This is a genomic window from Streptomyces sp. ISL-94 (assembly GCF_018614075.1).
Lineage (GTDB): Bacteria > Actinomycetota > Actinomycetes > Streptomycetales > Streptomycetaceae > Streptomyces.
This window is the reverse complement of record NZ_JAGGOZ010000060.1, coordinates 1-20,925: the sequence shown is the minus strand read 5'-3', so window position 1 is coordinate 20,925 and position 20,925 is coordinate 1. Positions and strand designations below refer to the sequence as shown.

Here is a 20,925-nt window from a genome sequence, read left to right as displayed (position 1 = left end):
GGGGTTCGGCCCCTCCGGGGTCGGATAGCCTGACCGCGGATGTCTCTTCACATCAAGATGTGCCGGGAAGCGGCGTCCGTCCAGCACATGGGGCAGGGACGCCCCACCGCCAGCTGTCTAACGGAGAAGGCCATGACCCGCACTCCTGTGAATGTCACCGTCACCGGCGCCGCCGGCCAGATCGGCTACGCGCTGCTCTTCCGCATCGCCTCCGGTCACCTGCTCGGCGCGGACGTGCCGGTCAAGCTCCGGCTCCTGGAGATCCCCCAGGGGATGAAGGCCGCCGAGGGCACCGCCATGGAGCTCGACGACTGCGCCTTCCCGCTGCTCGCCGGCATCGACATCTTCGACGACCCGAACAAGGGCTTCGAGGGTGCGAACGTCGCGCTGCTCGTCGGCGCCCGCCCGCGTACCAAGGGCATGGAGCGCGGTGACCTGCTCTCCGCCAACGGCGGCATCTTCAAGCCGCAGGGCGCCGCGATCAACGCGCACGCCGCGGACGACATCAAGGTCCTGGTCGTGGGCAACCCGGCCAACACCAACGCGCTCATCGCGCAGGCCGCCGCCCCGGACGTACCGGCCGAGCGCTTCACCGCGATGACCCGCCTGGACCACAACCGCGCGATCTCGCAGCTGGCCGCCAAGACCGGCGCCGCCGTCTCCGACATCAAGCGCCTCACCATCTGGGGCAACCACTCGGCGACCCAGTACCCGGACATCTTCCACGCGGAGATCGCCGGCAAGAACGCCGCCGAGGTCGTCAACGACGAGCAGTGGCTCGCCGACACCTTCATCCCGACCGTCGCCAAGCGCGGCGCCGCGATCATCGAGGCCCGTGGCGCGTCCTCGGCCGCCTCCGCCGCGAACGCAGCCATCGACCACGTCCGCACGTGGGTCAACGGCACCGCCGCGGGCGACTGGACCTCGATGGGCATCCCGTCGGACGGCTCCTACGGCGTCCCGGAGGGCATCATCTCCTCCTTCCCCGTCACCACCAAGGACGGCAAGTACGAGATCGTCCAGGGCCTGGACATCAACGAGTTCTCCCGTGCGCGCATCGACGCGTCCGTGGCGGAGCTCGTCGAGGAGCGCGACGCGGTCCGCGAGCTCGGCCTCATCTGATCCCGCTTCCGCTCCCGCTTCACCCGAGGGCCCCGGCGCACTGTGTGCGCCGGGGCCTTTTGGCGCGATCCGCCCTGTCCTGGAACCGCCGGGCGCCATACCGTTGCCCTCCCACACCGGAGGGGGGCCTCGGTGACCACCATTCCGGACGGCAGAGCGCGCACGCCCGCGTCCCCGCCCGCGCCCGCGCCCGCGCCCGTGCACCCGTCGCAGACGGAGGCCGGACGGCTGCTCTGCGCCGGCACGTACCTCGACCGGACCTACCGCGACCGGGTGATCGACGAGCTGTACGTCCACGAGGAGCGCTTCACCGCCCCCTCGTACGGGTTCGACGCCGCCCGCGTCCTGGCCCACGCCCTCCGCGCCCGCCGCGCAGAGGTGGCCTGGGCGGCCGCCGTGGTGGCGATCTGGGCGCTCGGGCTGCTGCTCACCCAGGCCTTCTTCGTCTTCCTGCTGGTGCCGGCGCTCCTGACCAGCGCCGCCGGGCGGATCAAGCGGCGCCGCGACCGCACCGGCCGCGGCAGCGTGCTCCTGGAGTACATCCTGCGTGGCTACGCGGCCTGGATGTTCGCCCGCATCCTCTGGGGGATGGTCCTCGGCTTCTGGGAGGACAGCACGGAACGCCTGCCCCTCTCCGGGCTGGGCCGGCTCTTCTCCTACCTCGGCCAGACGATGACCGCGCCGGACAGCAATCCGCTCGGCATCTTCCTCGAATGGCCGCGGCTCGGGCAGTACTTCGCGACGTCCTGCTCCTGGGCGGCCGTCCTCGTCCTCGTCCTGGTCACCGTCGTCGCGGGGCTCCAGCGCGGCCACTTCGCCCGCGTCCTGCAGTCCTCGCTCGACCGGGACCGCTACGCCTCGGCCGCCGGGCTCCCGCAGGTGTCGGGCCGGCGCTACGAGCGGGCCCGCGAGCGCATCGAACGGATCCAGCACGGGCCCCTGGTCCTCTACGACGTGGCCAACCCGTTCTGCGGCGCCGGCACCGCCCACCTGCCGTGGCAGCTGTCCGTCGAACTGCGCCCGCGAGGCGACGGCGAGACGCAGGAGCTGGACAACGCGTCGATCGTGGACCGGATCCGGCCACGGCTGGAGGCCCTGCGCGTTCCGTCGCCGCACGGCTCGCCGGAGGCGCAGGCCTCCGTACTGGACCGGCTGCGGGAACTGGTCATCGACGAGTGCGTGTTCCTTCCGGCTGCCGGGCTGCCCGACGTCGACGCCCTGGACCTGTCGGCGGAGGCCTTCGCCGAACACCGGGCCATCGCCGTCGAGGAGGGCGGCGAGCGCCGCCGGCACTTCCTGCGCGTACGGATCGGCGGCTGGGACGAGAACCTGGTGATCACCGTCTTCATCCGCGTCCACACCCAGGGCGGGATGCTGATGCTGGAAGTGGCGCCGCACGTACTGCTGCCCGTCCGGCCGGACTTCCAGATGGCCGACGACATCGCCCAGCGGTTCCGTCGCAACTCCGCCTTCGCCAAGGCGGCCTGGGCGGTGGCGACCGGCCCGGGCTCCCTCGGTCCGGCCCTGCTCACCCTCACGAGCGCGATCCGCATCCCGTGGCGGATGGCCACGGCCGGGCACCGCGTGGCCATCCCGGCCGGACCGGCCATCTCCGTACGCGAGCTGGCGTCGCAGCCCGACGCCTCGCTGTTCCAGCTGATGGACCTCGACCGGTACCTGAAGACGATCCAGGACCGGATCGTCGGCGGGGTGACCCTGGCCCTGCACGAGGCCGGCTGGCAAACGGGGGAGTTCGCGGAGCGGGCCGTCAACGTCGCCGAAGGGGCGGTCTTCATCCAGACGGTGAACAACAGCGCCTTCGGCATCGGCGGAGTGAGCCACAACAGCGCCTCCGCCCAGCAGGCGTCGGACGCGGACAAGGGCAAGCACATGGGCCCGGGCAAGGGGAGAAGCGGTGGCAACTAGCGGCGGGGAACAGCCCGCGGTACGGATCGGCGAGGTCAACGGCAGCAGCTTCAGCATCGGCGGCAGCCACCACACCAACAGCACCGTCCACTACGGCGGTACGGGGGAGCAGGCACCCGGCGCCGAGGAACTGCTGGAGGCCGTACGGGAGCTGCGCGCGGCCCTCGTACGGCTGCCCCGCAGCACGGAACGGGCGGCGCTCGACGGCGAACTGGACGAGGCCGCCGGGGAGCTGGAGGCGGGCGGGGAGATCCGGCCGGGGCTGTCGGCCCGGCTGCGCGGAGCGCTGGAGCGCTGGGCCCCGCTGGTGGAGTCGGTGAGCGCGGCCACCGCACTGGCCGCGCTGCTGACCTCGCTGGGGGGCTGACGGTGGCCACGGGGGAGGGCGGCGTCCGCTGGAACCCGCGGTCGCAGCGGTGGGAGCGGACCGAGGGGGCCGCGGGGCCGGCTCCGGCTCCGGCCGCGTATCCGCCCGGGACACCGCCGAGACCGGAAAGACCGCCGGAGCGGGGGGAGCGGTCCGATCGGCCCGGGCCACCCGACAAGACAGCGCCGGAGCAGCCGTGGTCCGCGTACGCGCCGCCCGGGCGGACACCACCGGATCCGCCGGTACCGGCCCCCGCGCGGCGCCGGCGGACCCTGCTGGTGGTGTCGCTCGCCGTGGCCGTCCTAGGCGCGGCGGCCGTGGCGGGCCGGCTGCTGCTGGGCACCGAGTCCGCCGGCTCCGCCGCCCTGCCGGCCGGTTACACGCGGGTGCACGACACGGCGTCCGGCTTCTCGGTCGCCATTCCCAAGGACTGGCAGGCCGGCTCCGGTGACACCGGCTACGGCACGGTCTACCGCCCCAACGGAGGAAGCGACCGGAGCGCGGCGCTCCAGGTCTTCCGGGTCACCGACGAGACGGCGACCGCCTGCGACTACCTGCGCAGCTCCGCCGAGTCGCTGAGCCAGACACCCGGCTACCGGGACATCTCCCGGAACCCCGTGGCCGGCGGCGGCTGCGAGCAGGTCTACGCATACGACGACCCGGACTCGTCCGAGCCTCCCGCCCACGGGATCGCGCGGCTCACCGTCGTCGCCGACGGCACCCGCTGGGTCCTCCTGGCGTACGGTCCGGACACCGATGTCCCGCTGGTGCGCAAGCGCCTCACGACGGCCGTCGGATCATTCCGTACGGAGTGACGCGGTGACGCGGTCACCGGGCGGGGTACCCGGTGACACCGGCTCAGCTCTTGTACATGCCCGGGGTGTAGTGCCCCGGCACCATGCGGGTGGTGACGCCGAAGCGGTTCCAGACGTTGATCGTCGCGATGACGGCGATCAGCTGGGTCAGCTCGCGCTCCTCGAAGTGCCGGGCGGCCTTCTCGTAGACCTCGTCGGGCACGAACCCGTCGGTGAGGACGGTGACCGCCTCGGTGAGCTCGATCGCGGCGAGCTCCTTCTCGGTGTAGAAGTGCCGCGACTCCTCCCATGCGCCCAGCAGCACGATCCGCTCGACGCTCTCACCGGCGGCGATCGCGTCCTTGGCGTGCATGTCGATACAGAAGGCGCAGTGGTTGAGCTGCGAGGCGCGGAGCTTGACGAGCTCGACGAGGGCCGGGTCCAGGCCCTTCTTCGAGGCGATCTCCAGCGCCGTGACGGCCTTGTAGACCTCAGGGGCGAGCTTCGCCCACTGGAGGCGGGGGGTGTGCTCGGGGGCGTAGGAACCGGCGTCGGCGTGGCTGTGGTGGTGGGTCTGCTGGTGCTCGTTCGTGGTCGTCATGCGTCCCACCGTAGGAGAGAACCGGACCGCCGATATGGTCCATATCCATGACGGAATCATGGGCCACTTTCGGCGCCGACCTGCATCTGGACCTCTCCGCCGGCCGCGGCCTGCGGGCCGGGCTCACCGAGGCGCTGCGCGAGGCCGCGCGCAGTGGGCGGCTGGCCGCCGGGACCCGGCTGCCGTCCTCCCGCTCACTCGCCGCAGACCTGGGGATCGCCCGCAACACGGTCGCGGAGGCGTACGCCGAGCTCGTCGCCGAGGGCTGGCTGACGGCCCGCCAGGGGTCGGGCACGCGGGTCGCCGAACGGGCCCGGCCGCGCAAGCCCGCGGCGGCGGCCCGCGTACGGCACCCCGCGCGCCGGGGGGCCTCGTACAGCCTGGTGCCCGGATCCCCGGACCTGGGCGGCTTCCCGCGCGCGGCCTGGCTGTCGGCGGCCCGGCGGGCGCTGACCGACGCGCCGAACGAAGCCTTCGGGTACTCGGCCGACGGGCGCGGCCGCCCGGAGCTGCGGGAGGCGCTGACCGGTTACCTGGCGCGGGCCCGCGGGGTGTACGCGGACCCGGACCGGATCGTGCTGTGCTCGGGCTTCGTCCACGCGCTGGGACTGCTGGCCCGGGTGCTGCGGGCGCGGCGGGTGCGGGAGATGGCGGTGGAGGGGTACTGCCTGGACATCCACCGGAACCTGCTCGCGCGGGCGGGGCTGCGGACGCGGCCGCTGGGGGTGGACGCGGAGGGCGCCCGTACGGGGGAGCTGACCGGGGCGGTGGGCGCGGTGCTCCTGACCCCGGCGCACCAGTTCCCGACCGGGGCCGCCCTGACCCCGGCCCGGCGGGCGGCGGTGGTCGACTGGGCCCGGACCACGGGCGGGCTGGTCCTGGAGGACGACTACGACGGGGAGTTCCGCTACGACCGCCAGCCGGTGGGCGCGCTGCAGGGGCTGGACCCGGACCGGGTGGTCTACCTCGGCACGGCCAGCAAGTCCCTCGCGCCGGGGCTGCGCATGGGCTGGATGGTGGTCCCGCCGGGGCTGCTCGACGAGGTGCTGGCGGTGAAGGGCATGAGCGACTGGACCTCCAGCGCGCTGGACCAGCTCACGCTCGCGGAGTTCATCACCTCGGGGGCGTACGACCGGCACGTGCGCGGCATGCGCCTGCGGTACCGGCGCCGCCGGGACGAGCTGGTGGCGGCCCTGGCCGGCCGGGTGGCCGTCTCGGGCATCGCGGCGGGCCTGCACGCGGTGCTGGACCTCCCGGCGGGGACGGAGCGCTCGGTGGTCCAGTCGGCGGCCTGGCAGGACCTGGCCGTGGAAGGCCTCTCCGCCTTCCGCCACCCGGGGGCGGACCTCCCGCCGCGCGACGCGCTGGTGGTCGGCTACGGCACCCCGTCGGACAGCGCGTGGACCCCGACGCTGGGCGCGCTGTCGGCGGCGCTTCCGTAGGCGCTGCCATTCCCCGGAGGGAATTGAGGGGCGGGGGGCGGGCGGGGAGGATCGCTGCAACGCCGAAGACGGGAAAGGGAACCCACGATGACGAGGACGACGACGCCGACGCCGGTCACCCCGACGGAACTCGACACGGCAGAAGTGATCAGCCGCTTCAACCGGGCGTTCACCGGACGCGAGCCGGGACTCCTGACGGACCTCGTGGCCGAGGACTGCGTGATGGTGGGGGTCCAGCCGGCCCCCGAGGGCGCGCGCTACGAGGGCCGCGCGGCCTGCCTGGAGTTCTGGCAGACCCTGGCCGCCGACCGGTCGACCACCTTCACGCCGTACGAGGTGTTCGTGGCGGGTGACCGTGCGGTGATCCAGTGGCGGGCGGTCTTCACGGACGGCGAGGCGGTCTTCGGCACCGGTCAGGAGACGTCGGTGCTCGGCGTCAACCTGATGCGGATCCGTGCCGGCCGCATCACGGAGGCCCTGGGCTACGCCAAAACCCCCTGACGCCCCGCCTCCCGACGCGGCTGGGGTTACCCGAACCCCGCGGCCCCGGGGCGCTGCCCCAGACCCCGCGCCTCAATCGCCGGCGGGGCTGGCGTTTCCCGGGGCTTTGTGGGTGCGGCGCCGTTGCCGGGGCGCTGTCCCAGACCCCGCGCCTCAATCGCCGGCGGGGCTGGATGTGGCCGGCGTAGGCCTGGAAGTGCGCGCCGCGCCATTTCAGGCCCGCCCGGCGTTTGAGGGCGGACCTCCGGCGAAGCCGCCGAGCACCGGCCGGACTCGCCGCACCCCTCAGCCTCCGTCCAGCCTCGCCGGCGAGGGCGGCGCGGGGCCGGGGCAGCGCCCGGGGGCTCCCCGTAGGGGCCGGTCAGGGCGGGGCTGGATCCGCTGGGGGTTCGCCGAAGCGGGCCAGGGTCAGGGAGCCGGCCACCGCTACCGCGAAGCCGGCTACCGCCAGCCAGGTGAGGCCCTCCCGGGTGCGGTCGCCGAGCCACGCCACCCCCGCCACCGCCGGGGCGATCGTCTCGCCCAGCACCAGCCCCGCCGTCGCCGCTGTCACCGAGCCGCGCGCCAGCGCCGACGTGAGGAGCAGGAACGCCGCACCCCCGCCCAGCAGCAGTGCGTACAGCGCCGGGTTCCCCACGTCCCAGACGGAGTCGAGCAGGCGGACCGCCACCTCCACCACCCCGAAGCCCGTTCCCGCCGCGAACCCCAGAACCAGCGCGCGCGGCCGGTCCGGGAGCCGCCCTGCCGCCGCGCCGGCGAGCAGCACCAGCCCCGCCACCCCCAGCAGCCCCAGCTTCAGCGCGAGCGGCCCCTTCCCCGACCCCTCCTCCCCGGACGCCAGCCCCAGCATCAGCAGCCCCGCGCACACCACTCCCACCGCGCCCCACTCCAGCCCCGACAGCCGTACCCGCAACAGCCTGGCCGCCACCACCGCCGTCACCGCCAGGCTCGCGGCGAGCGCGGCCCCCACCGCGTAGATCGGAATGTGGCGCAGCGCGATGATCTGGAGGACGAAGCCGACCGCGTCCAGGCCGAGCCCGGCCACGTACCGCCACTGCCGCACCGCCCGCAGCAGCAGCGCCGCGTCCACCCCGGACCCCGTCCCCGGCTCCGCGGCCCGCGCCGCCACCGCCTGCAGAACGGACGCCGTACCGAAGCAGACCGCCGCCGCCAGCGCGCAAATCATCCCAATCAGCACGAACTGACTGTAGGTCACAGATCTCGCGGCGGCCGGATTCCATCGGCCGGGTGCCCCGCTCTAGTCTGTCGGCAGCACGCCACCAGGGGGATCAGCCACATGGACAGCACCAGTACCAGTACCACCCAGCGCCGTATGCGCTCCGGCGCCGTGGCCCTCGGCGGGATGGGTCTGCTCGCGGCCACGCTCGTGGCCTGCGGCAGCAGCGACGAGCCCGACAAGCGCTGCGCGTCCCGGTCCACGCTGGAGCACCTGAACAGCAAGGACTGCAAGAGCGGCGGCCGCGGCACCTGGTACTACGGCGGCACCGTCAGCAGAGGCAAGGTCACCGGCGGCAGCTTCGACAAGTCCGCCGTCACCCGCGGCGGCATCGGCGGACACAGCAGCTCCGGCTCCAGCGGCGGCTGACGAACGCCAGGAACTCCCGCCATTCCGGACTCCAGGGAACCCCCACACCCATGAAGCGGCACACCATCGAGCCCCGCCCCGACTGGCAGAAGACCGTCGAGGAGCAGGGCCTGATCTACCCCCTCACCCGCTACCCCGACGACTCCCTGCGCCCCTACTGGGACGAGAGCGCGTACTACTCCTTCTCCCTCCCCGAGGTCGAGGCGCTGGAGAACGTCGTCGAGGAGCTGCACGCCATGTGCCTGGCCGCGGCCGCGCACATCGTCGAGCACGACCGCTTCGCGGACCTCGGCATCACCGACCCGAAGCTCGCCGCCCTGGTCGCGGAGTCCTGGCACCGCCGCGCCGAACAGCCCTCCCTCTACGGCCGGTTCGACCTCCGCTACGACGGCACCGGCAGCCCGGCGAAGATGCTGGAGTACAACGCCGACACCCCCACCTCCCTCGTCGAGGCGGCGAGCCCCCAGTGGTTCTGGATGGAGGAGCGCTTCCCCGGCGCCGACCAGTGGAACTCCCTCCACGAGCGCCTCGTCGACGCCTGGCGCCGGCAGGCCGAGCTGCTCCCGCCCGGCCCGCTGCACTTCGCGCACTCCGAGACCGACGAGCTCGGCGAGGACCTGATGACGGTCGCCTACCTCCAGGAGACCGCCGAGCAGGCCGGCCTGGAGACCCACGCCCTGTCCGTCGAGCAGATCGGCTGGGACAGCCTCTCCGGCCGGTTCGTGGACGACCGGCTCCGCTTCATCCGCGGCTGCTTCAAGCTCTACCCGTGGGAGTGGCTGGCCACCGACGAGTTCGGCCCGCAGGTCCTCGGCACCTACGACCACGGCGGCGGCTCCGGCACCACCTGCTGGATCGAGCCGCTGTGGAAGATGCTGCTGTCCAACAAGGCGCTGCTGGCGATCCTGTGGGAGCTCTTCCCGGAGCACCCGAACCTGCTGCCCGCCTACCTCGACGGCCCGCGCGAGCTGGCCGAGGAGGGCGGTTACGTCGCGAAGCCGCTGCTGGGCCGCGAGGGCGCCGGGGTCACCCTCCACGAACCCGGTGGCGAGCCGTTCGTGGCGCAGGAGGACGAGCGGTACTGCTTCCAGGGCCTCGCCCCGCTGCCCGACTTCGACGGCAACCGGGTGGTGCTCGGCGCGTGGGTCGTCGAGGACGAGGCGGCGGGGCTCGGCATCCGCGAATCGGCGGGGCCGGTCACGGACGAGTACGCCCGCTTCCTGCCGCACGTCATCTTGTAGGGCTTGCGGGGCGCGGGGGGTATGGGCGGCCGCAGCCCCGCCCGGGGGGCCGTGGCCGGGACCGCAGCCCCGGCCCCGCCCCCCGCCCCGCCCGGTCAGCCGCCGAGTACCGCCCTGAGCTGGTCCAGCCCCCAGTCCAGGTCCTCCTTGGAGATCACCAGGGGCGGGGCCAGCCGGATCGTCGACCCGTGGGTGTCCTTCGCCAGCACCCGCCGTTCCATCAGCTTCTCGGAGATCTCCCGGCCCGTCCCGCGCGCCGGGTCGATGTCCACGCCCGCCCAGAGCCCCCGCCCCCGTACGGCGGTGACCGCGCCCCCGCCGACCAGCAGGCCCAGCTCCCGGTGCAGGTGGTCGCCGAGCTCGGCGGCCCGCTGCTGGTACTCCCCGGTCCGGAGCATCGCGATCACCTCCAGGGCGACGGCGCAGGCCAGCGGGTTCCCGCCGAAGGTGGACCCGTGCTCGCCGGGCCGGAACACCCCGAGCACGTCCGCGTCGGCGACGACCGCCGACACCGGCACCACACCGCCGCCGAGCGCCTTGCCGAGGATGTACACGTCCGGGATGACCTCCTCGTGCTCGCACGCGAAGGTGCGCCCGGTGCGCCCGAGCCCGGACTGGATCTCGTCCGCCATGAAGAGCACGTTCCGCTCGCGCGTCAGCTCCCGTACGCCCCTCAGGTATCCGGAGGGCGGCACCAGCACCCCCGCCTCGCCCTGGATCGGTTCCAGCAGCACGGCCACCGTGTTCTCGGTGACCGCGTGGGCGAGCGCGGTGAGGTCCCCGTACGGGACGATCTCGAAGCCCGGCGTGTACGGACCGAAGTGGTCGCGTGCGTCGTGGTCCGTGGAGAAGGAGACGATGGTCGTCGTCCGCCCGTGGAAGTTGTCGGCGGCGACCACGATCTTGGCGTGCCCGTCCGGGACGCCCTTGACCTCGTAGCCCCACTTGCGGGCGGTCTTCACGGCCGTCTCCACCGCCTCCGCGCCCGTGTTCATGGGCAGCACCATCTCCTTGCCGCAGAGCGCGGCGAGTTCGGCGCAGAAGTCGGCGAAGCGGTCGTGGTGGAAGGCGCGCGAGGTGAGCGTGACCCGCTCCAGCTGCGCCTTGGCGGCGTCGATCAGGCGGCGGTTGCCGTGCCCGAAGTTGAGCGCCGAGTACCCGGCGAGCATGTCCAGGTACCGGCGTCCCTCCACGTCGGTCATCCACGCGCCCTCCGCGGACGCGACGACGACGGGCAGCGGGTGGTAGGTGTGCGCGCTGTGCGCGTCGGCGGAGCGGATGGCATCAGCAGTTGTCGACACGGGGTCTCCGATCGTCCGTCAGGCCTGTGACGAGGGTGGCGTCACCCTCCATCCTCGCTCGTATACCGGGCGGAGAAACCTTTCCCGTGGCGCGCCCGCTAAGGTGACGGATACGCACGGCGACTGGCGCACGGAGAACGGACTCCGGGGGAGTCGTGCGCGTACGACCGCACACAGGGCCGCTCGCCTGGGCCTCGCGGGGACGACGAGATCTGACATCGACCCCGGAGGAAAGCCGCCATGACCGCGCGCCGCCATCCCGCCCGCAGCCACCCTTCCCTTTGGGCGACCGACCCCGAACTGGCGTCCTTCGTCGCGGCGGAAGAAGTACTGCAGGCGGAGACCCTGCGCCTGATCCCGAGCGAGAACTACGTGTCTGCGGCCGTGCTCGAAGCCTCCGGCACGGTGCTGCAGAACAAGTACAGCGAGGGCTACCCCGGCCGCCGCTACTACGAGGGCCAGCAGAACATCGACCGCGTCGAGGCCCTGGCGATCGAGCGGGCGAAGGGCCTGTTCGGCGTGGACCACGCCAACGTGCAGCCGTACTCCGGCTCGCCGGCCAACCTGGCGGTGTACCTGGCCTTCGCGAAGCCGGGCGACACGGTCATGGGCATGGCGCTGCCGATGGGCGGGCACCTGACCCACGGCTGGGGGGTCTCGGCGACGGGCTCGTGGTTCCGGGGCGTGCAGTACGGGGTCCAGCCCGGCACCGGCCTGATCGACTACGACGCCGTCCGCGACCTGGCCCTGGCGGAACGCCCCAAGCTGATCTTCTGCGGCGGTACCGCCCTGCCCCGCACGATCGACTTCGCGGCGTTCGCGTCGATCGCGGAGGAGGCGGGCTCGATCCTGGTCGCGGACGTGGCCCACATCGCGGGCCTGATCGCGGGCGGGGCCCACCCGTCGCCGGTGGGTCACGTCGATGTCGTCTCCACGACCACGCACAAGACCCTGCGGGGTCCGCGCGGCGCGATGCTGATGTGCCGGGAGGAGCACGCGAAGGCCATCGACAAGGCGGTCTTCCCGGGCCTCCAGGGCGGCCCGCACAACCAGACGACGGCCGGCATCGCGGTGGCCCTCCACGAGGCGGCGCAGCCGTCCTTCACCGCCTACGCGCACGCGGTCGTCACGAACGCCAAGGCGCTGGCCCAGGCGCTTCTGGCGCGGGGCTTCGACCTGGTCTCGGGCGGTACGGACAACCACCTGATCCTGATGGACCTGACCTCGCGGGACGTGCCGGGCAAGGTGGCGGCCAAGGCGCTGGACCGCGCGGGCATCGTGGTCAACTACAACACGGTGCCGTTCGACCCGCGCAAGCCGTTCGACCCGTCGGGCATCCGCATCGGCACGCCGTCGCTGACGTCCCGCGGCCTGTCGGCGGACCACATGCCCGTGGTCGCTGACTGGATCGCCCGTGCGGTCGACGCCGCCGCCAAGGCCGACGAGCCGGCCCTCGCCGCGATCCGCGCGGAGGTGGCCGCCCTCATGTCCGCCTTCCCGGCCCCGGGCCTCCCCCTCTAACCGCCTGGGCGCCCCGCCAGGCCCGGCCCCGCCACGGGGGCGCCGCCCCGGCCCCGAGCCTCAAACGCCGGCGGGGCTGGAGGTACCGGCAGGGCTGGTGGTGTCCCCGGGCCTTGCGGGTGCGGCGCCGTTGTTGGGGCGCTGCCCCAGGCCCCGAGCCTCAAACGCCGGCGGGGCTGGAGGTACCGGCGGGGCTGGGGGCGTCCCCCGGGCCTTGCGGGTGCGGCGCCGCTGCTGGGGCGCTGCCCCAGGCCCCGAGCCTCAAACGCCGGCGGGGCTGGAGGTACCGGCAGGGCTGGATGTGGCCGGCGGAGGCCTGGAGGTGCGCCTCGCGCAGAAGCTGAGTCCGGTGGGCTGGGGGGTCTGGGGCGGCGCCCCCGGTAGTGGTGTCGCGCCCACAGAGGACGGGTGGAAAGCGGTCGCTCGGCCGGGGTGAGATCCGGCCGCGCCGCTACTGCCCGGTACGTGGGCGCGGTGCCCGCTGCGGCGGGGCGGGGGATGTGATCCCGGCCTCGGCACCCCCGCCGACCCGGAAGGTTCCGGCCAGCAAGGGCCGGAGCCAGCCCCCGCACCTGAGAGAATGAAGCCATGGCTTCTGATCGTCCTCGCGCGCTCTCCGGCATCCAGCCCACCTCCGGTTCGTTCCACCTCGGGAACTACCTCGGAGCCATTCGCCAGTACGTCGCCCTGCAGGAGACGCACGACGCCTTCTACATGGTGGTCGACCTGCACGCGATCACCATGCCGCAGGATCCGAAGGATCTCCGCGCGAACACCCGCCTCTCCGCCGCGCAGCTGCTCGCCGCCGGCCTGGACCCCGAGCGCTGCACGCTCTTCATCCAGAGCCACGTGCCCGAGCACGCGCAGCTCGGCTGGGTCATGAACTGCATCACCGGCTTCGGCGAGGCCAGCCGGATGACGCAGTTCAAGGACAAGTCCGCCAAGCAGGGGGCCAACAACGCCACCGTCGGGCTCTTCACGTACCCGATCCTCCAGGTCGCCGACATCCTGCTCTACCAGGCGAACGCCGTCCCCGTCGGCGAGGACCAGCGCCAGCACATCGAGCTGACCCGCGACCTGGCCGAGCGCTTCAACCAGCGCTTCGGCCAGACCTTCACGCTCCCCGCCGCGCACATCGTCAAGGAGGTCGCGAAGATCTACGACCTCCAGGACCCGGCGATCAAGATGTCGAAGTCCGCGTCGTCCCCCAAGGGCCTGATCAACCTCCTCGACGAGCCCAAGGTCACCGAGAAGAAGATCAAGAGCGCGGTCACCGACACCGAGGCCGAGATCCGCTTCGACACCGAGAAGAAGCCCGGCGTCAGCAATCTGCTCACGATCTACTCCACCCTCACGGGCGAGACCGTCCCCGCGCTGGAGGCGAAGTACGAGGGCAAGGGCTACGGCGCGCTCAAGACCGACCTGGCCGGCGTGATGGTCGATTTCGTCACACCGTTCAAGCAGCGCACCCAGGAATACCTGGACGACCCCGAGACGCTGGACTCCATCCTGGCCAAGGGCGCGGAGAAGGCCCGCGCGGTCGCCGCCGAGACCCTGGCACAGGCGTACGACCACCTCGGTTTCCTGCCCGCCAAGCACTGACGGACCGAGGGCTCTGGCGAGACGGGGGGTGTCGGCCCCACACTGGGGCGACACCACAGACACAAGCGGAGGAGAGATACGTGGGGACCGTAACGCTCGGCGTTTCGATCGCGGTCCCGGAGCCGTACGGCAGCCAGCTCCAGCAGCTGCGTGCCGGCTTCGGGGACGCCGCCGCGCACGGCATCCCCACGCATGTCACCCTCGTCCCGCCCACCGAGGCCGAGGCGGACCGGCTCCCGGCGATCAGGGCCCACCTGGCCGAGGTCGCCGCGGCCTTCCGCTCCTTCGGGATGCGGCTGGCCGGGACGGGAACCTTCCGCCCCCTCTCGCCGGTCGTCTTCGTCCAGGTCGTCGAGGGCGCCGCCGGCTGCACCCGGCTCCAGTCCGAGCTCCGCGCCCCCGACGGGCCGCTCAAGCGCGAGCTGGCCTTCCCGTACCACCCGCACGTCACCGTCGCCCACGGGATCTCCGAGGAAGCGATGGACCTGGCGTTCTCGACCCTCGCCGAATACGCCGCCGACTGGGTCTGCGACGGCTTCGCGCTCTACGAGCAGGGCTCGGACGGGGTCTGGCGCAAGCTGCGCGAGTACCCGTTCGGGGCCGGTACCACCGGCGTCCCCGCCCAGCCCGGCTCGCTCACCGACGCCGCGGCAGAAGCGGCCGTACGCCCCTCCTGACGGAGCGGACGCAGGGCCGGACGCAGGGCCCGGTGCGTGCGGAATCGGAGCCTGCGCAGGACCAGGATGTGGAACGGGCACCCCATCGGGCGCCCTTCGCGAAAAGTCACAATCGACGACCGTAGTCTCCGAAAGCGACAATCCAGGCTATTTCCGGCCTCTCATTTACGGTGACTTCATGGACTGGCTGACGAAACTTCCGGTGATCGGCCCGCTCGCGGCCCGTCTGATGCAGACGCACGCCTGGCGTTCGTACCAGCGCCTCGACCGCGTCCACTGGAGCCGGCTCGCCGCCGCGATCACCTTCATCAGCTTCCTCGCCCTCTTCCCCCTGATCACCGTCGCCGCCGCCGTGGGCGCGGCGCTGCTCAGCGGGGAGCAGCTGGACCGGCTGGAGAGGAACCTCGCCGAACAGGTCCCCGGCATCTCGGACCAGCTCGACATCGACGGGCTCGTCGCGAACGCGGGCACGGTCGGGCTCGTCGCCGGCGCGATCCTCCTCTTCACCGGCATCGGCTGGGTGGGCTCGATGCGGGACTGCCTGCGCGCGGTGTGGGAGAAGGACGACGAGGACGAAGGGAACCCCTTCGTCCGCAAGGGCAAGGACGGGCTCGTCCTCCTCGGCCTCGGCGGGGTGGGCCTGGCCTCCGCCGCGGCCTCGATCTTCGGCGCCAGCGCGGTCGGCAAGACCGCCGAATGGCTGGGCATCCCGCCACACGGCGCGGGCGGCGGACTGCTGCGAGCCGCGGCCTTCGCCGTGGGCGTCCTGGCCGCTTTCCTGATGCTGCTCTACGCACTGACCCTGCTGCCCGGCGTCGAACCGCCGCGCCGCCGCCTGCTCGAAGCGGCCCTCATCGGCGCCGTCGGCTTCGAGCTGCTGAAGCTGCTGCTCAGCGGCTACATGCGGGAGGTCGCCGCGAAGAGCATGTACGGGGCCTTCGGCACGCCGATCGCCCTGCTGCTCTGGATCAACTTCACGGCGAAGCTGCTGCTGTTCGTCGCCGCCTGGACGGCCACGGGCGACGATGACGACGGTTCTCGTTCGAGTGAGTCAAAGGCTCAGGCGCCCGCCGCTGCGTAGGCCGTCCGCGAGGTTCCGCGCACGATGCAACGGGATCGAGACCGACCGCTCGGAGACCCCCGCCCGGAGACCGACCGCCCCGAGACCGACCGCCCGGAGACCCCCGCCCCGTGCGGGGTTCTCCGCGTTCCCGGGCCCGCTCAGACGAGCTCCTCGTCCCGGTCCCGGGCCCGGTTGCGGCGGCCGCGCGGCCAGCGCCGGTCGACCACGAAGGCGCCGACCGCCAGGATCCCCAGCGCGCCGCCCGCGACACCGAGTGCGGTGCCGATCCCGCCGGCGTCCGCGGCGGCCACCGACGGCTTGTTCTCGTGGGACTGGGCGGGGGAGCCGAACGGGGTGGCGTCCGCGCTCTTCGGCGGCACCAGCTCACCCACCGGCTTGACCTTCCCGACCGCCGCGAAGCCCCAGTCGAAGAGCGCGGCGGTCTCCTCGTACACCGAGTTGATGCCGCCCGCGCCCGGGTTCATCACCGTGACGAGCAGCTTCCTGGCACCCTGCTGCGCCGCGCCGGTGAAGGTGGAGCCCGCCATCGTCGTGTTGCCGTTCTTCACCCCGGCGATGCCCTTGTACGGGGAGATGCCGCCCGCGCCCGTCATCAGCCGGTTGGTGTTCTGGATCTCGAAATACTCCCGCGGCTTCCCGTCCTCCTGCCTGCCCGGGAACTTCGCCTCGGCCGTGCCGCAGTACTCCCGGAAGTCCTTCTTCTGCAGCCCGGAGCGGGCGATCAGCGTGAGGTCGTACGCGCTCGACACCTGCTCCGGGGCGTCGTACCCGTCGGGGGACATCACGTGGGTGTCCAGGGCCTGCAGCTCCTCCGCGTGCGCCTGCATGTCCTTGACGGTCTTGTCGATGCCGCCGTTCATGGCCGACAGCACGTGCACCGCGTCGTTGCCCGACCGCAGGAACACCCCGAGCCACAGGTCGTGGACGGTGTACTCCAGGTCCTCCTTGACCCCGACGAGGCTGCTGCCCGGGCCGACACCGTCCATGTCCTGCTCGGTGACCTTGTGCACCTGGTCCTTGGGCAGGCCCGGCAGCACGGTGTCCGCGAAGAGCATCTTCATGGTCGAGGCCGGGGGCAGCCGCCAGTGCGCGTTGTGCGCCGCCAGCACCTCCCCGGACTCGGCGTCCGCCACGATCCACGACCGCCCGGTGAGGTTCGCGGGCAGGGCGGGCGCGCCGGGCAGCAGGTTGACCTGGGTGCCCGGCTGGCCGAGGAGCGAACCGCCGACCGTGGACATCGAGGCGGGCGGCGCGGGCGCCGCCGCCGGGGCTTTGCCCGGCTGCCCCTTTCCGTCGGCCGGCGGGACCGGCGCGGTCGGCGCGGCGTGCGCGGGGGTCACGAGCATGGCGGGGACCAGCAGCGCGGCGGAAAGGACCGTCAGCGCGGTCTTCTTGGCAGACACGCAGGTGAAAGTACATCCCGATGGGCTGTATGCGGTCCGGGACCGGCCCATTCGGTAGAACCACTGCCGGGACAGCCCACCCCGGCGCGTCCGTCCTGGGGAAGAATCCGATACTGGGGGCATGAAACTCAGCCGTGCCGCCTCCTGGTTCCTGCTCGCCTTCGGAGTGTGGAGCTGGTTCATCTGGGTGTCTTTCGTCCGGAACCTGTGGAAGAACGGCAGCGGCCTGGCATTCGATGCGGCGGGCGACCCCACGTCCTACTTCTGGGTGCACCTGACACTCGCGGTGACGTCCTTTCTCCTGGGGACGGCCGTCGGCGTGATCGGGTTGCGCGGGGTCCGGGCCCTGCGGCGCGCGTCACGTGCGGGCTCGGGTGGGAGTACGGGTACGGGTACGGGTACGGGTACGGCTGTGGGCCCGGACAGCGGCTCGGACCCGAATACGGGCTCGGGCTCGGGCGGCGGCTCCGGTTCCGGCTCCGGCGCGGGGAGCGGGGCATGAAGATCGCGCTCTTCGCGCTGATCGCGCTCGCGCTCGCCCTCCTCGTACTGGTCCACCGCTGGCTCTGGATCCGCCTGGTCCGTGACACCACGGCCCCCCGCGGCCTGCCCCGCCGCATCGGCACGGCCTCGATCATCGCGCTGCCCCTCCTCTCCGTGGCCGCACTGACCGCGGGCCGGGCGGGCGCCCCCTTCCTGGTGCAGCAGGTGGTGTCCTGGCCGGGGTTCCTCTGGCTCGCGGTACTCCTGTACCTGACTCTGACGATGCTGGTCGCTGAGCCGATCCGCGCGCTGTTGCTCCGCCGTCTGGCCCACCGGGACCCCTCGGGAGAGGAGCGGGACCCCGCGCCCCGCACGTCGGCGGTGCTGATGCAGACCGCCTCCAGCGCCGGCTCCGCCCCCGTCTCCGCCCCGGCCCCCAGCGCTCCGGCAGCCCCCGGCGGGGCCGGGGAGGCGCCCGGCCTGACCCGGCGCCGGTTCGTCGCGCGCACCGTCGGCGGGACGGCCGCCGCCGTGGCCGTCGGGACCGTCGCGGGCGGGGCCTACGGAGTCCTGCGCGGCCCGAGCGTCCGCCGCGTCCACGTACCGCTCGCCAAACTGCCCCGCGCGGCCCACGGACTGCGGATCGCCGTCGTCAGCGACATCCACCTCGGCCCCGTCCTCGGCCGCGCCCACACCCAGCGCATCGTCGACACCGTCAACCGCACCCAGCCCGACCTCATCGCCATCGTCGGCGACCTGGTCGACGGCAACGTCCACGACCTCGGCCCGGCCGCCGAGCCGCTGCGCCGGCTCAGCGCCCGCCACGGCTCGTACTTCGTCACCGGAAACCACGAGTACTTCTCCGGCGCCCAGCAGTGGGTCGACCACGTCCGCGAACTCGGCCTGATCCCCCTGGAGAACGCCCGCCGCGCGCTCCCGTACTTCGACCTCGCCGGCGTGAACGACATCGCGGGGGAGAGCGAGGGCCACGGCCCCGACTTCCAGGCCGCCCTCGGGGACCGCGACCGGGCCCGGGCCGCCGTACTCCTCGCCCACCAGCCGGTCGTCATCCACGACGCCGTCCGGCACGGCGTCGACCTCCAGCTCTCCGGACACACCCACGGCGGCCAGCTCTGGCCCGGCAACTACCTCGCCGAGCTCGCCAACCCCACCGTCGCCGGGCTGGAGCGCTACGGAGACACCCAGCTCTACGTGTCCCGCGGAGCGGGCGCCTGGGGACCCCCGGTCCGCGTGGGCGCGCCCTCCGACATCACCGTGGTCGAACTCGCCTCGCCCCAGGCCTGACGGCCCGCGAGGACGGCGCTCCTAGGCGGGGTCCGGATCCCGGTCCGGGTCCGGGTCCGGGTCCGAGGCCCGCTTGCCCCGGGCCCCCGCCGTGGCCGTCTGCGCCATACCGGGCAGGAAGTCCGCGAACAGCTCGTGCACCTCGCGCACCAGCGGCCGCAGCACCCGGAACCGGGCCAGGACGATGCCGCGCGTCGTCAGCTGCGCGCCGCGCTCCGCGAGCCGCCGCGTCTTCTCGCTGTTCGGCGAGCGGTCGAAGACCCAGTACAGGACCAGCCCCATCTGGGAGAGCCACATCAGCTCCGGCAGGATGTCGGCCAGCTCCGCCGGCACCTTCGTCTTCGCCCCCGCCAGCACCTCGCGGTGGATGTTGATGGCCGCCTGGCGCGCCGGCTCCGACTCCGGGGAGAAGGGGCTGAGGGGACTCTCGGGGTCCGCCGCGTTCTTGAAGAACTGGGAGGCGAACTCGTGGTACGGGGCCGCGATGTCCATCCAGCTCGTCAGCACGCCCGCGAGCCGCTTCTGCAGATCGGTCTCGCTGTCCAGGATGGGCCGGACCGCCGCCTGGTGCGCGGCGCCGATCCGGTCGTAGAACCCCTGGACGAGGTGTTCCTTCGACTCGAAGTAGTAGTAGGCGTTGCCGACCGAGACACCGGCCTCCTTGGCGATACCCCGCATCGTCGTCTTGTCGAAGCCGCGCTCCTGGAAGAGCCGGAGCGCGGTTTCGAGGATGAGCGTGCGGGTCTGCTCGCTCTTGGGAGCCTTCTGATCAGTCACGGTGTACGAGCCTAACGGGGTACGGGGCACTGGTCGTCACAGGCCGGTACCTCAAGCCCCTCAGGCCGGCCCTCGGTCCGTACGGCCTCCCGCCATTTCGAGGCGGTGTACATGGCCGCCCGGGCGAAGGGCCGACCGGCCGCGGTGGCCAGCCAGTTGGCCTTCGGCCGGTGCTCGACCAGCGCCCACAGGCACACGATGAACGCGTCGGTCCCGGTCCACACCTGCCCCGAGTCCCCGATGACGGTGATCTCCCGGAGCGTCGCCGCGTGGTCGAGCTGCGGGTACTGCCGCCGCGCCTCGTAGGAGGCGGCGGGGATGAGCCGGAGCGGCACCAGCCAGCGCTGCGCGAGCAGCCAGTGCCGGATATGCACGCAGAGCGGGCAGTTCGCGTCGTACAGCACGGTCAGCCGCCGGACGGCTCGCGTGGCCGCCACCGCTCAGGCCCCGGCCGGAGCGGTCCACCCCTGCGGGGCGACGGGCGGGGTCTGCTGCCGCTCCATGATCCCCCGGCGGCGCATCTTGTTGAGGACCCACACGTTCCCGAGGTGCATGACGCCGAGTACCAGCAGGACGACGCCGAGCTTGACCGAGAGCGCCTCGAAGAGGTCGCGGGCCTGGACGATCTCCTCGCCCGACCGCAGGTAGAGGGTCACGAAGCCGATGTTCACGAGGTAGAACCCGACGACGAGGAGCTGGTTGACGGCGTCCGCGAGCTTCTCGTTCCCCTGGAGGACGTCACCGATGAAGACGCGGCCGTTACGGCTGAGCGTACGGGCGACCCAGACGGTGAGCCCGATGCTGATGAACAGGTAGATGACGTACGCGACCACGGTGAGGTCCATTGCCCTCAGCCCCCTTGAACGTGTTCAATTGCCTGACAGCACTGACTGTAGGGCTTCGTTTGAACATGTTCAAGTCGCTTGCCTGACCGGGTCCCGGCGAGGCGACGGCGGAGGCGGGGGGCCCGCGGTGGGCGGGGGCACGGCGCCAGCCGGTACCCGAACCTGGGGCGGGGGTTTCGGGGTTCGGGACCCGAGTGGGTCGGAATCAGTGAGGGTTTGGGGGTTTCCCGTCAGTCTCATCGTCTCTCCGGTTCGGGCCGGTCCCTCAAGGGCGCTCCCTTCGGTCGCGTCGCTTCGCGATGGCCTTCGGCCACCCTTGACCGACCG

General features: G+C 72.6%; 20 protein-coding genes, 1 pseudogene and 1 riboswitch. Of the genes and pseudogenes, 14 read left to right on the top strand and 7 right to left on the bottom strand.

Going from position 1 to position 20,925, the window contains the following annotated elements; genetic code table 11:
* Window positions 1-132 precede the first annotated feature (132 nt).
* The 4 genes from J7E94_RS19165 to J7E94_RS19150 all read left to right on the top strand — a co-directional run bounded on the left by J7E94_RS19165 (window position 133) and on the right by J7E94_RS19150 (window position 4,230).
* Window positions 133-1,122, top strand: a complete 990-nt coding sequence (locus J7E94_RS19165) for a malate dehydrogenase (protein ID WP_215016974.1) — start codon at window positions 133-135, stop codon at window positions 1,120-1,122.
* Window positions 1,123-1,254: 132 nt separating this feature from the next.
* Window positions 1,255-3,048, top strand: a complete 1,794-nt coding sequence (locus J7E94_RS19160) for a hypothetical protein (RefSeq protein WP_215016972.1) — start codon at window positions 1,255-1,257, stop codon at window positions 3,046-3,048.
* Window positions 3,038-3,415, top strand: coding sequence for a hypothetical protein (locus J7E94_RS19155; RefSeq protein WP_215016970.1), 378 nt, complete (start codon window positions 3,038-3,040; stop codon window positions 3,413-3,415). The genes J7E94_RS19160 and J7E94_RS19155 overlap by 11 nt, the downstream gene beginning before the upstream one ends.
* 281 nt (window positions 3,416-3,696) lie before the next feature.
* Window positions 3,697-4,230, top strand: a complete 534-nt coding sequence (locus J7E94_RS19150; protein ID WP_215016968.1) for a photosystem II reaction center PsbP family protein — start codon at window positions 3,697-3,699, stop codon at window positions 4,228-4,230.
* Window positions 4,231-4,273: 43 nt separating this feature from the next.
* Here the strand turns inward: J7E94_RS19150 and J7E94_RS19145 are convergent, their stop codons facing one another.
* Window positions 4,274-4,810, bottom strand: a complete 537-nt coding sequence (locus J7E94_RS19145; protein ID WP_215016967.1) for a carboxymuconolactone decarboxylase family protein — start codon at window positions 4,808-4,810, stop codon at window positions 4,274-4,276.
* 47 nt (window positions 4,811-4,857) lie between these two features.
* Here J7E94_RS19145 and J7E94_RS19140 point away from each other — a divergent pair, with 47 nt between their 5' ends.
* Window positions 4,858-6,252 (top strand): PLP-dependent aminotransferase family protein, encoded by a 1,395-nt coding sequence (locus J7E94_RS19140; RefSeq protein ID WP_215016965.1) that lies wholly within the window; start codon window positions 4,858-4,860, stop codon window positions 6,250-6,252.
* An 87-nt stretch (window positions 6,253-6,339) separates the two neighbouring features.
* On the top strand, window positions 6,340-6,753 hold the full coding sequence (locus J7E94_RS19135) for a nuclear transport factor 2 family protein (protein ID WP_215016963.1): 414 nt from the start codon (window positions 6,340-6,342) through the stop codon (window positions 6,751-6,753).
* A gap of 361 nt (window positions 6,754-7,114) precedes the next feature.
* Here the strand turns inward: J7E94_RS19135 and J7E94_RS19130 are convergent, their stop codons facing one another.
* Window positions 7,115-7,939, bottom strand: coding sequence for a hypothetical protein (locus J7E94_RS19130; protein WP_215017032.1), 825 nt, complete (start codon window positions 7,937-7,939; stop codon window positions 7,115-7,117).
* Between the two features lie 111 nt (window positions 7,940-8,050).
* Between J7E94_RS19130 and J7E94_RS19125 the strand changes: the two genes are divergently transcribed.
* Both J7E94_RS19125 and J7E94_RS19120 read left to right on the top strand, forming a co-directional pair.
* Window positions 8,051-8,359: a hypothetical protein gene (locus J7E94_RS19125; RefSeq protein WP_215016961.1), complete on the top strand. Its 309-nt coding sequence runs from the start codon at window positions 8,051-8,053 to the stop codon at window positions 8,357-8,359.
* A gap of 50 nt (window positions 8,360-8,409) precedes the next feature.
* Complete coding sequence (locus J7E94_RS19120; protein WP_215016959.1) at window positions 8,410-9,600, top strand: glutathionylspermidine synthase family protein; 1,191 nt, start codon at window positions 8,410-8,412, stop codon at window positions 9,598-9,600.
* A 95-nt stretch (window positions 9,601-9,695) separates the two neighbouring features.
* Here J7E94_RS19120 and rocD read toward each other — a convergent pair whose 3' ends face one another.
* Window positions 9,696-10,901, bottom strand: coding sequence for an ornithine--oxo-acid transaminase (rocD, locus tag J7E94_RS19115; RefSeq protein WP_215016957.1), 1,206 nt, complete (start codon window positions 10,899-10,901; stop codon window positions 9,696-9,698).
* A 109-nt stretch (window positions 10,902-11,010) separates the two neighbouring features.
* Window positions 11,011-11,101: riboswitch (ZMP/ZTP riboswitch) on the top strand.
* A 40-nt stretch (window positions 11,102-11,141) separates the two neighbouring features.
* Here rocD and glyA point away from each other — a divergent pair.
* The 4 genes from glyA (at window position 11,142) to J7E94_RS19095 (ending at window position 15,782) form a co-directional block, all read left to right on the top strand.
* The gene (gene glyA, locus J7E94_RS19110; protein ID WP_215016955.1) at window positions 11,142-12,422 is read left to right on the top strand and encodes a serine hydroxymethyltransferase; all 1,281 of its coding nucleotides are present in this window, start codon (window positions 11,142-11,144) and stop codon (window positions 12,420-12,422) included.
* A gap of 588 nt (window positions 12,423-13,010) precedes the next feature.
* Window positions 13,011-14,024: a tryptophan--tRNA ligase gene (trpS, locus tag J7E94_RS19105; protein ID WP_215016953.1), complete on the top strand. Its 1,014-nt coding sequence runs from the start codon at window positions 13,011-13,013 to the stop codon at window positions 14,022-14,024.
* 80 nt (window positions 14,025-14,104) lie between these two features.
* The gene (locus tag J7E94_RS19100; protein WP_215016951.1) at window positions 14,105-14,701 is read left to right on the top strand and encodes a 2'-5' RNA ligase family protein; all 597 of its coding nucleotides are present in this window, start codon (window positions 14,105-14,107) and stop codon (window positions 14,699-14,701) included.
* Between the two features lie 178 nt (window positions 14,702-14,879).
* Window positions 14,880-15,782: a YihY/virulence factor BrkB family protein gene (locus J7E94_RS19095; protein WP_215016949.1), complete on the top strand. Its 903-nt coding sequence runs from the start codon at window positions 14,880-14,882 to the stop codon at window positions 15,780-15,782.
* A 140-nt stretch (window positions 15,783-15,922) separates the two neighbouring features.
* Here the strand turns inward: J7E94_RS19095 and J7E94_RS19090 are convergent, their stop codons facing one another.
* A complete protein-coding gene (locus J7E94_RS19090) occupies window positions 15,923-17,188 on the bottom strand; it encodes a D-alanyl-D-alanine carboxypeptidase (RefSeq protein ID WP_308345316.1) in 1,266 nt (421 codons plus the stop codon).
* Window positions 17,189-17,309: 121 nt separating this feature from the next.
* Here J7E94_RS19090 and J7E94_RS19085 point away from each other — a divergent pair.
* Window positions 17,310-17,543: pseudogene (locus J7E94_RS19085) on the top strand (SCO4848 family membrane protein); the annotation flags it as partial.
* Between the two features lie 143 nt (window positions 17,544-17,686).
* Window positions 17,687-18,976: a metallophosphoesterase gene (locus J7E94_RS19080; protein ID WP_215016945.1), complete on the top strand. Its 1,290-nt coding sequence runs from the start codon at window positions 17,687-17,689 to the stop codon at window positions 18,974-18,976.
* A 21-nt stretch (window positions 18,977-18,997) separates the two neighbouring features.
* Here J7E94_RS19080 and J7E94_RS19075 read toward each other — a convergent pair whose 3' ends face one another.
* From J7E94_RS19075 to J7E94_RS19065, 3 genes are read right to left on the bottom strand one after another with little or no spacing between them, the layout of a single operon-like run.
* Window positions 18,998-19,753 (bottom strand): TetR/AcrR family transcriptional regulator, encoded by a 756-nt coding sequence (locus J7E94_RS19075; RefSeq protein ID WP_215016943.1) that lies wholly within the window; start codon window positions 19,751-19,753, stop codon window positions 18,998-19,000.
* An 11-nt stretch (window positions 19,754-19,764) separates the two neighbouring features.
* Entirely contained in the window at window positions 19,765-20,190 is a 426-nt protein-coding gene (locus J7E94_RS19070) for a DCC1-like thiol-disulfide oxidoreductase family protein (protein WP_215016941.1), read from the bottom strand.
* A gap of 3 nt (window positions 20,191-20,193) precedes the next feature.
* On the bottom strand, window positions 20,194-20,598 hold the full coding sequence (locus J7E94_RS19065) for a hypothetical protein (RefSeq protein WP_215016939.1): 405 nt from the start codon (window positions 20,596-20,598) through the stop codon (window positions 20,194-20,196).
* Window positions 20,599-20,925 lie beyond the last annotated feature (327 nt).

Coding starts and splice junctions, on each gene's coding strand:
- J7E94_RS19165 (WP_215016974.1), top strand. CDS start 133: ATGACCCGCACTCCTGTGAATGTCACCGTCACCGGCGCCGCCGGCCAG.
- J7E94_RS19145 (WP_215016967.1), bottom strand. CDS start 4,810: ATGACGACCACGAACGAGCACCAGCAGACCCACCACCACAGCCACGCC.
- J7E94_RS19140 (WP_215016965.1), top strand. CDS start 4,858: ATGACGGAATCATGGGCCACTTTCGGCGCCGACCTGCATCTGGACCTC.
- J7E94_RS19135 (WP_215016963.1), top strand. CDS start 6,340: ATGACGAGGACGACGACGCCGACGCCGGTCACCCCGACGGAACTCGAC.
- J7E94_RS19130 (WP_215017032.1), bottom strand. CDS start 7,939: ATGATTTGCGCGCTGGCGGCGGCGGTCTGCTTCGGTACGGCGTCCGTT.
- J7E94_RS19125 (WP_215016961.1), top strand. CDS start 8,051: ATGGACAGCACCAGTACCAGTACCACCCAGCGCCGTATGCGCTCCGGC.
- J7E94_RS19120 (WP_215016959.1), top strand. CDS start 8,410: ATGAAGCGGCACACCATCGAGCCCCGCCCCGACTGGCAGAAGACCGTC.
- glyA (WP_215016955.1), top strand. CDS start 11,142: ATGACCGCGCGCCGCCATCCCGCCCGCAGCCACCCTTCCCTTTGGGCG.
- trpS (WP_215016953.1), top strand. CDS start 13,011: ATGGCTTCTGATCGTCCTCGCGCGCTCTCCGGCATCCAGCCCACCTCC.
- J7E94_RS19095 (WP_215016949.1), top strand. CDS start 14,880: ATGGACTGGCTGACGAAACTTCCGGTGATCGGCCCGCTCGCGGCCCGT.
- J7E94_RS19080 (WP_215016945.1), top strand. CDS start 17,687: ATGAAGATCGCGCTCTTCGCGCTGATCGCGCTCGCGCTCGCCCTCCTC.
- J7E94_RS19065 (WP_215016939.1), bottom strand. CDS start 20,598: ATGGACCTCACCGTGGTCGCGTACGTCATCTACCTGTTCATCAGCATC.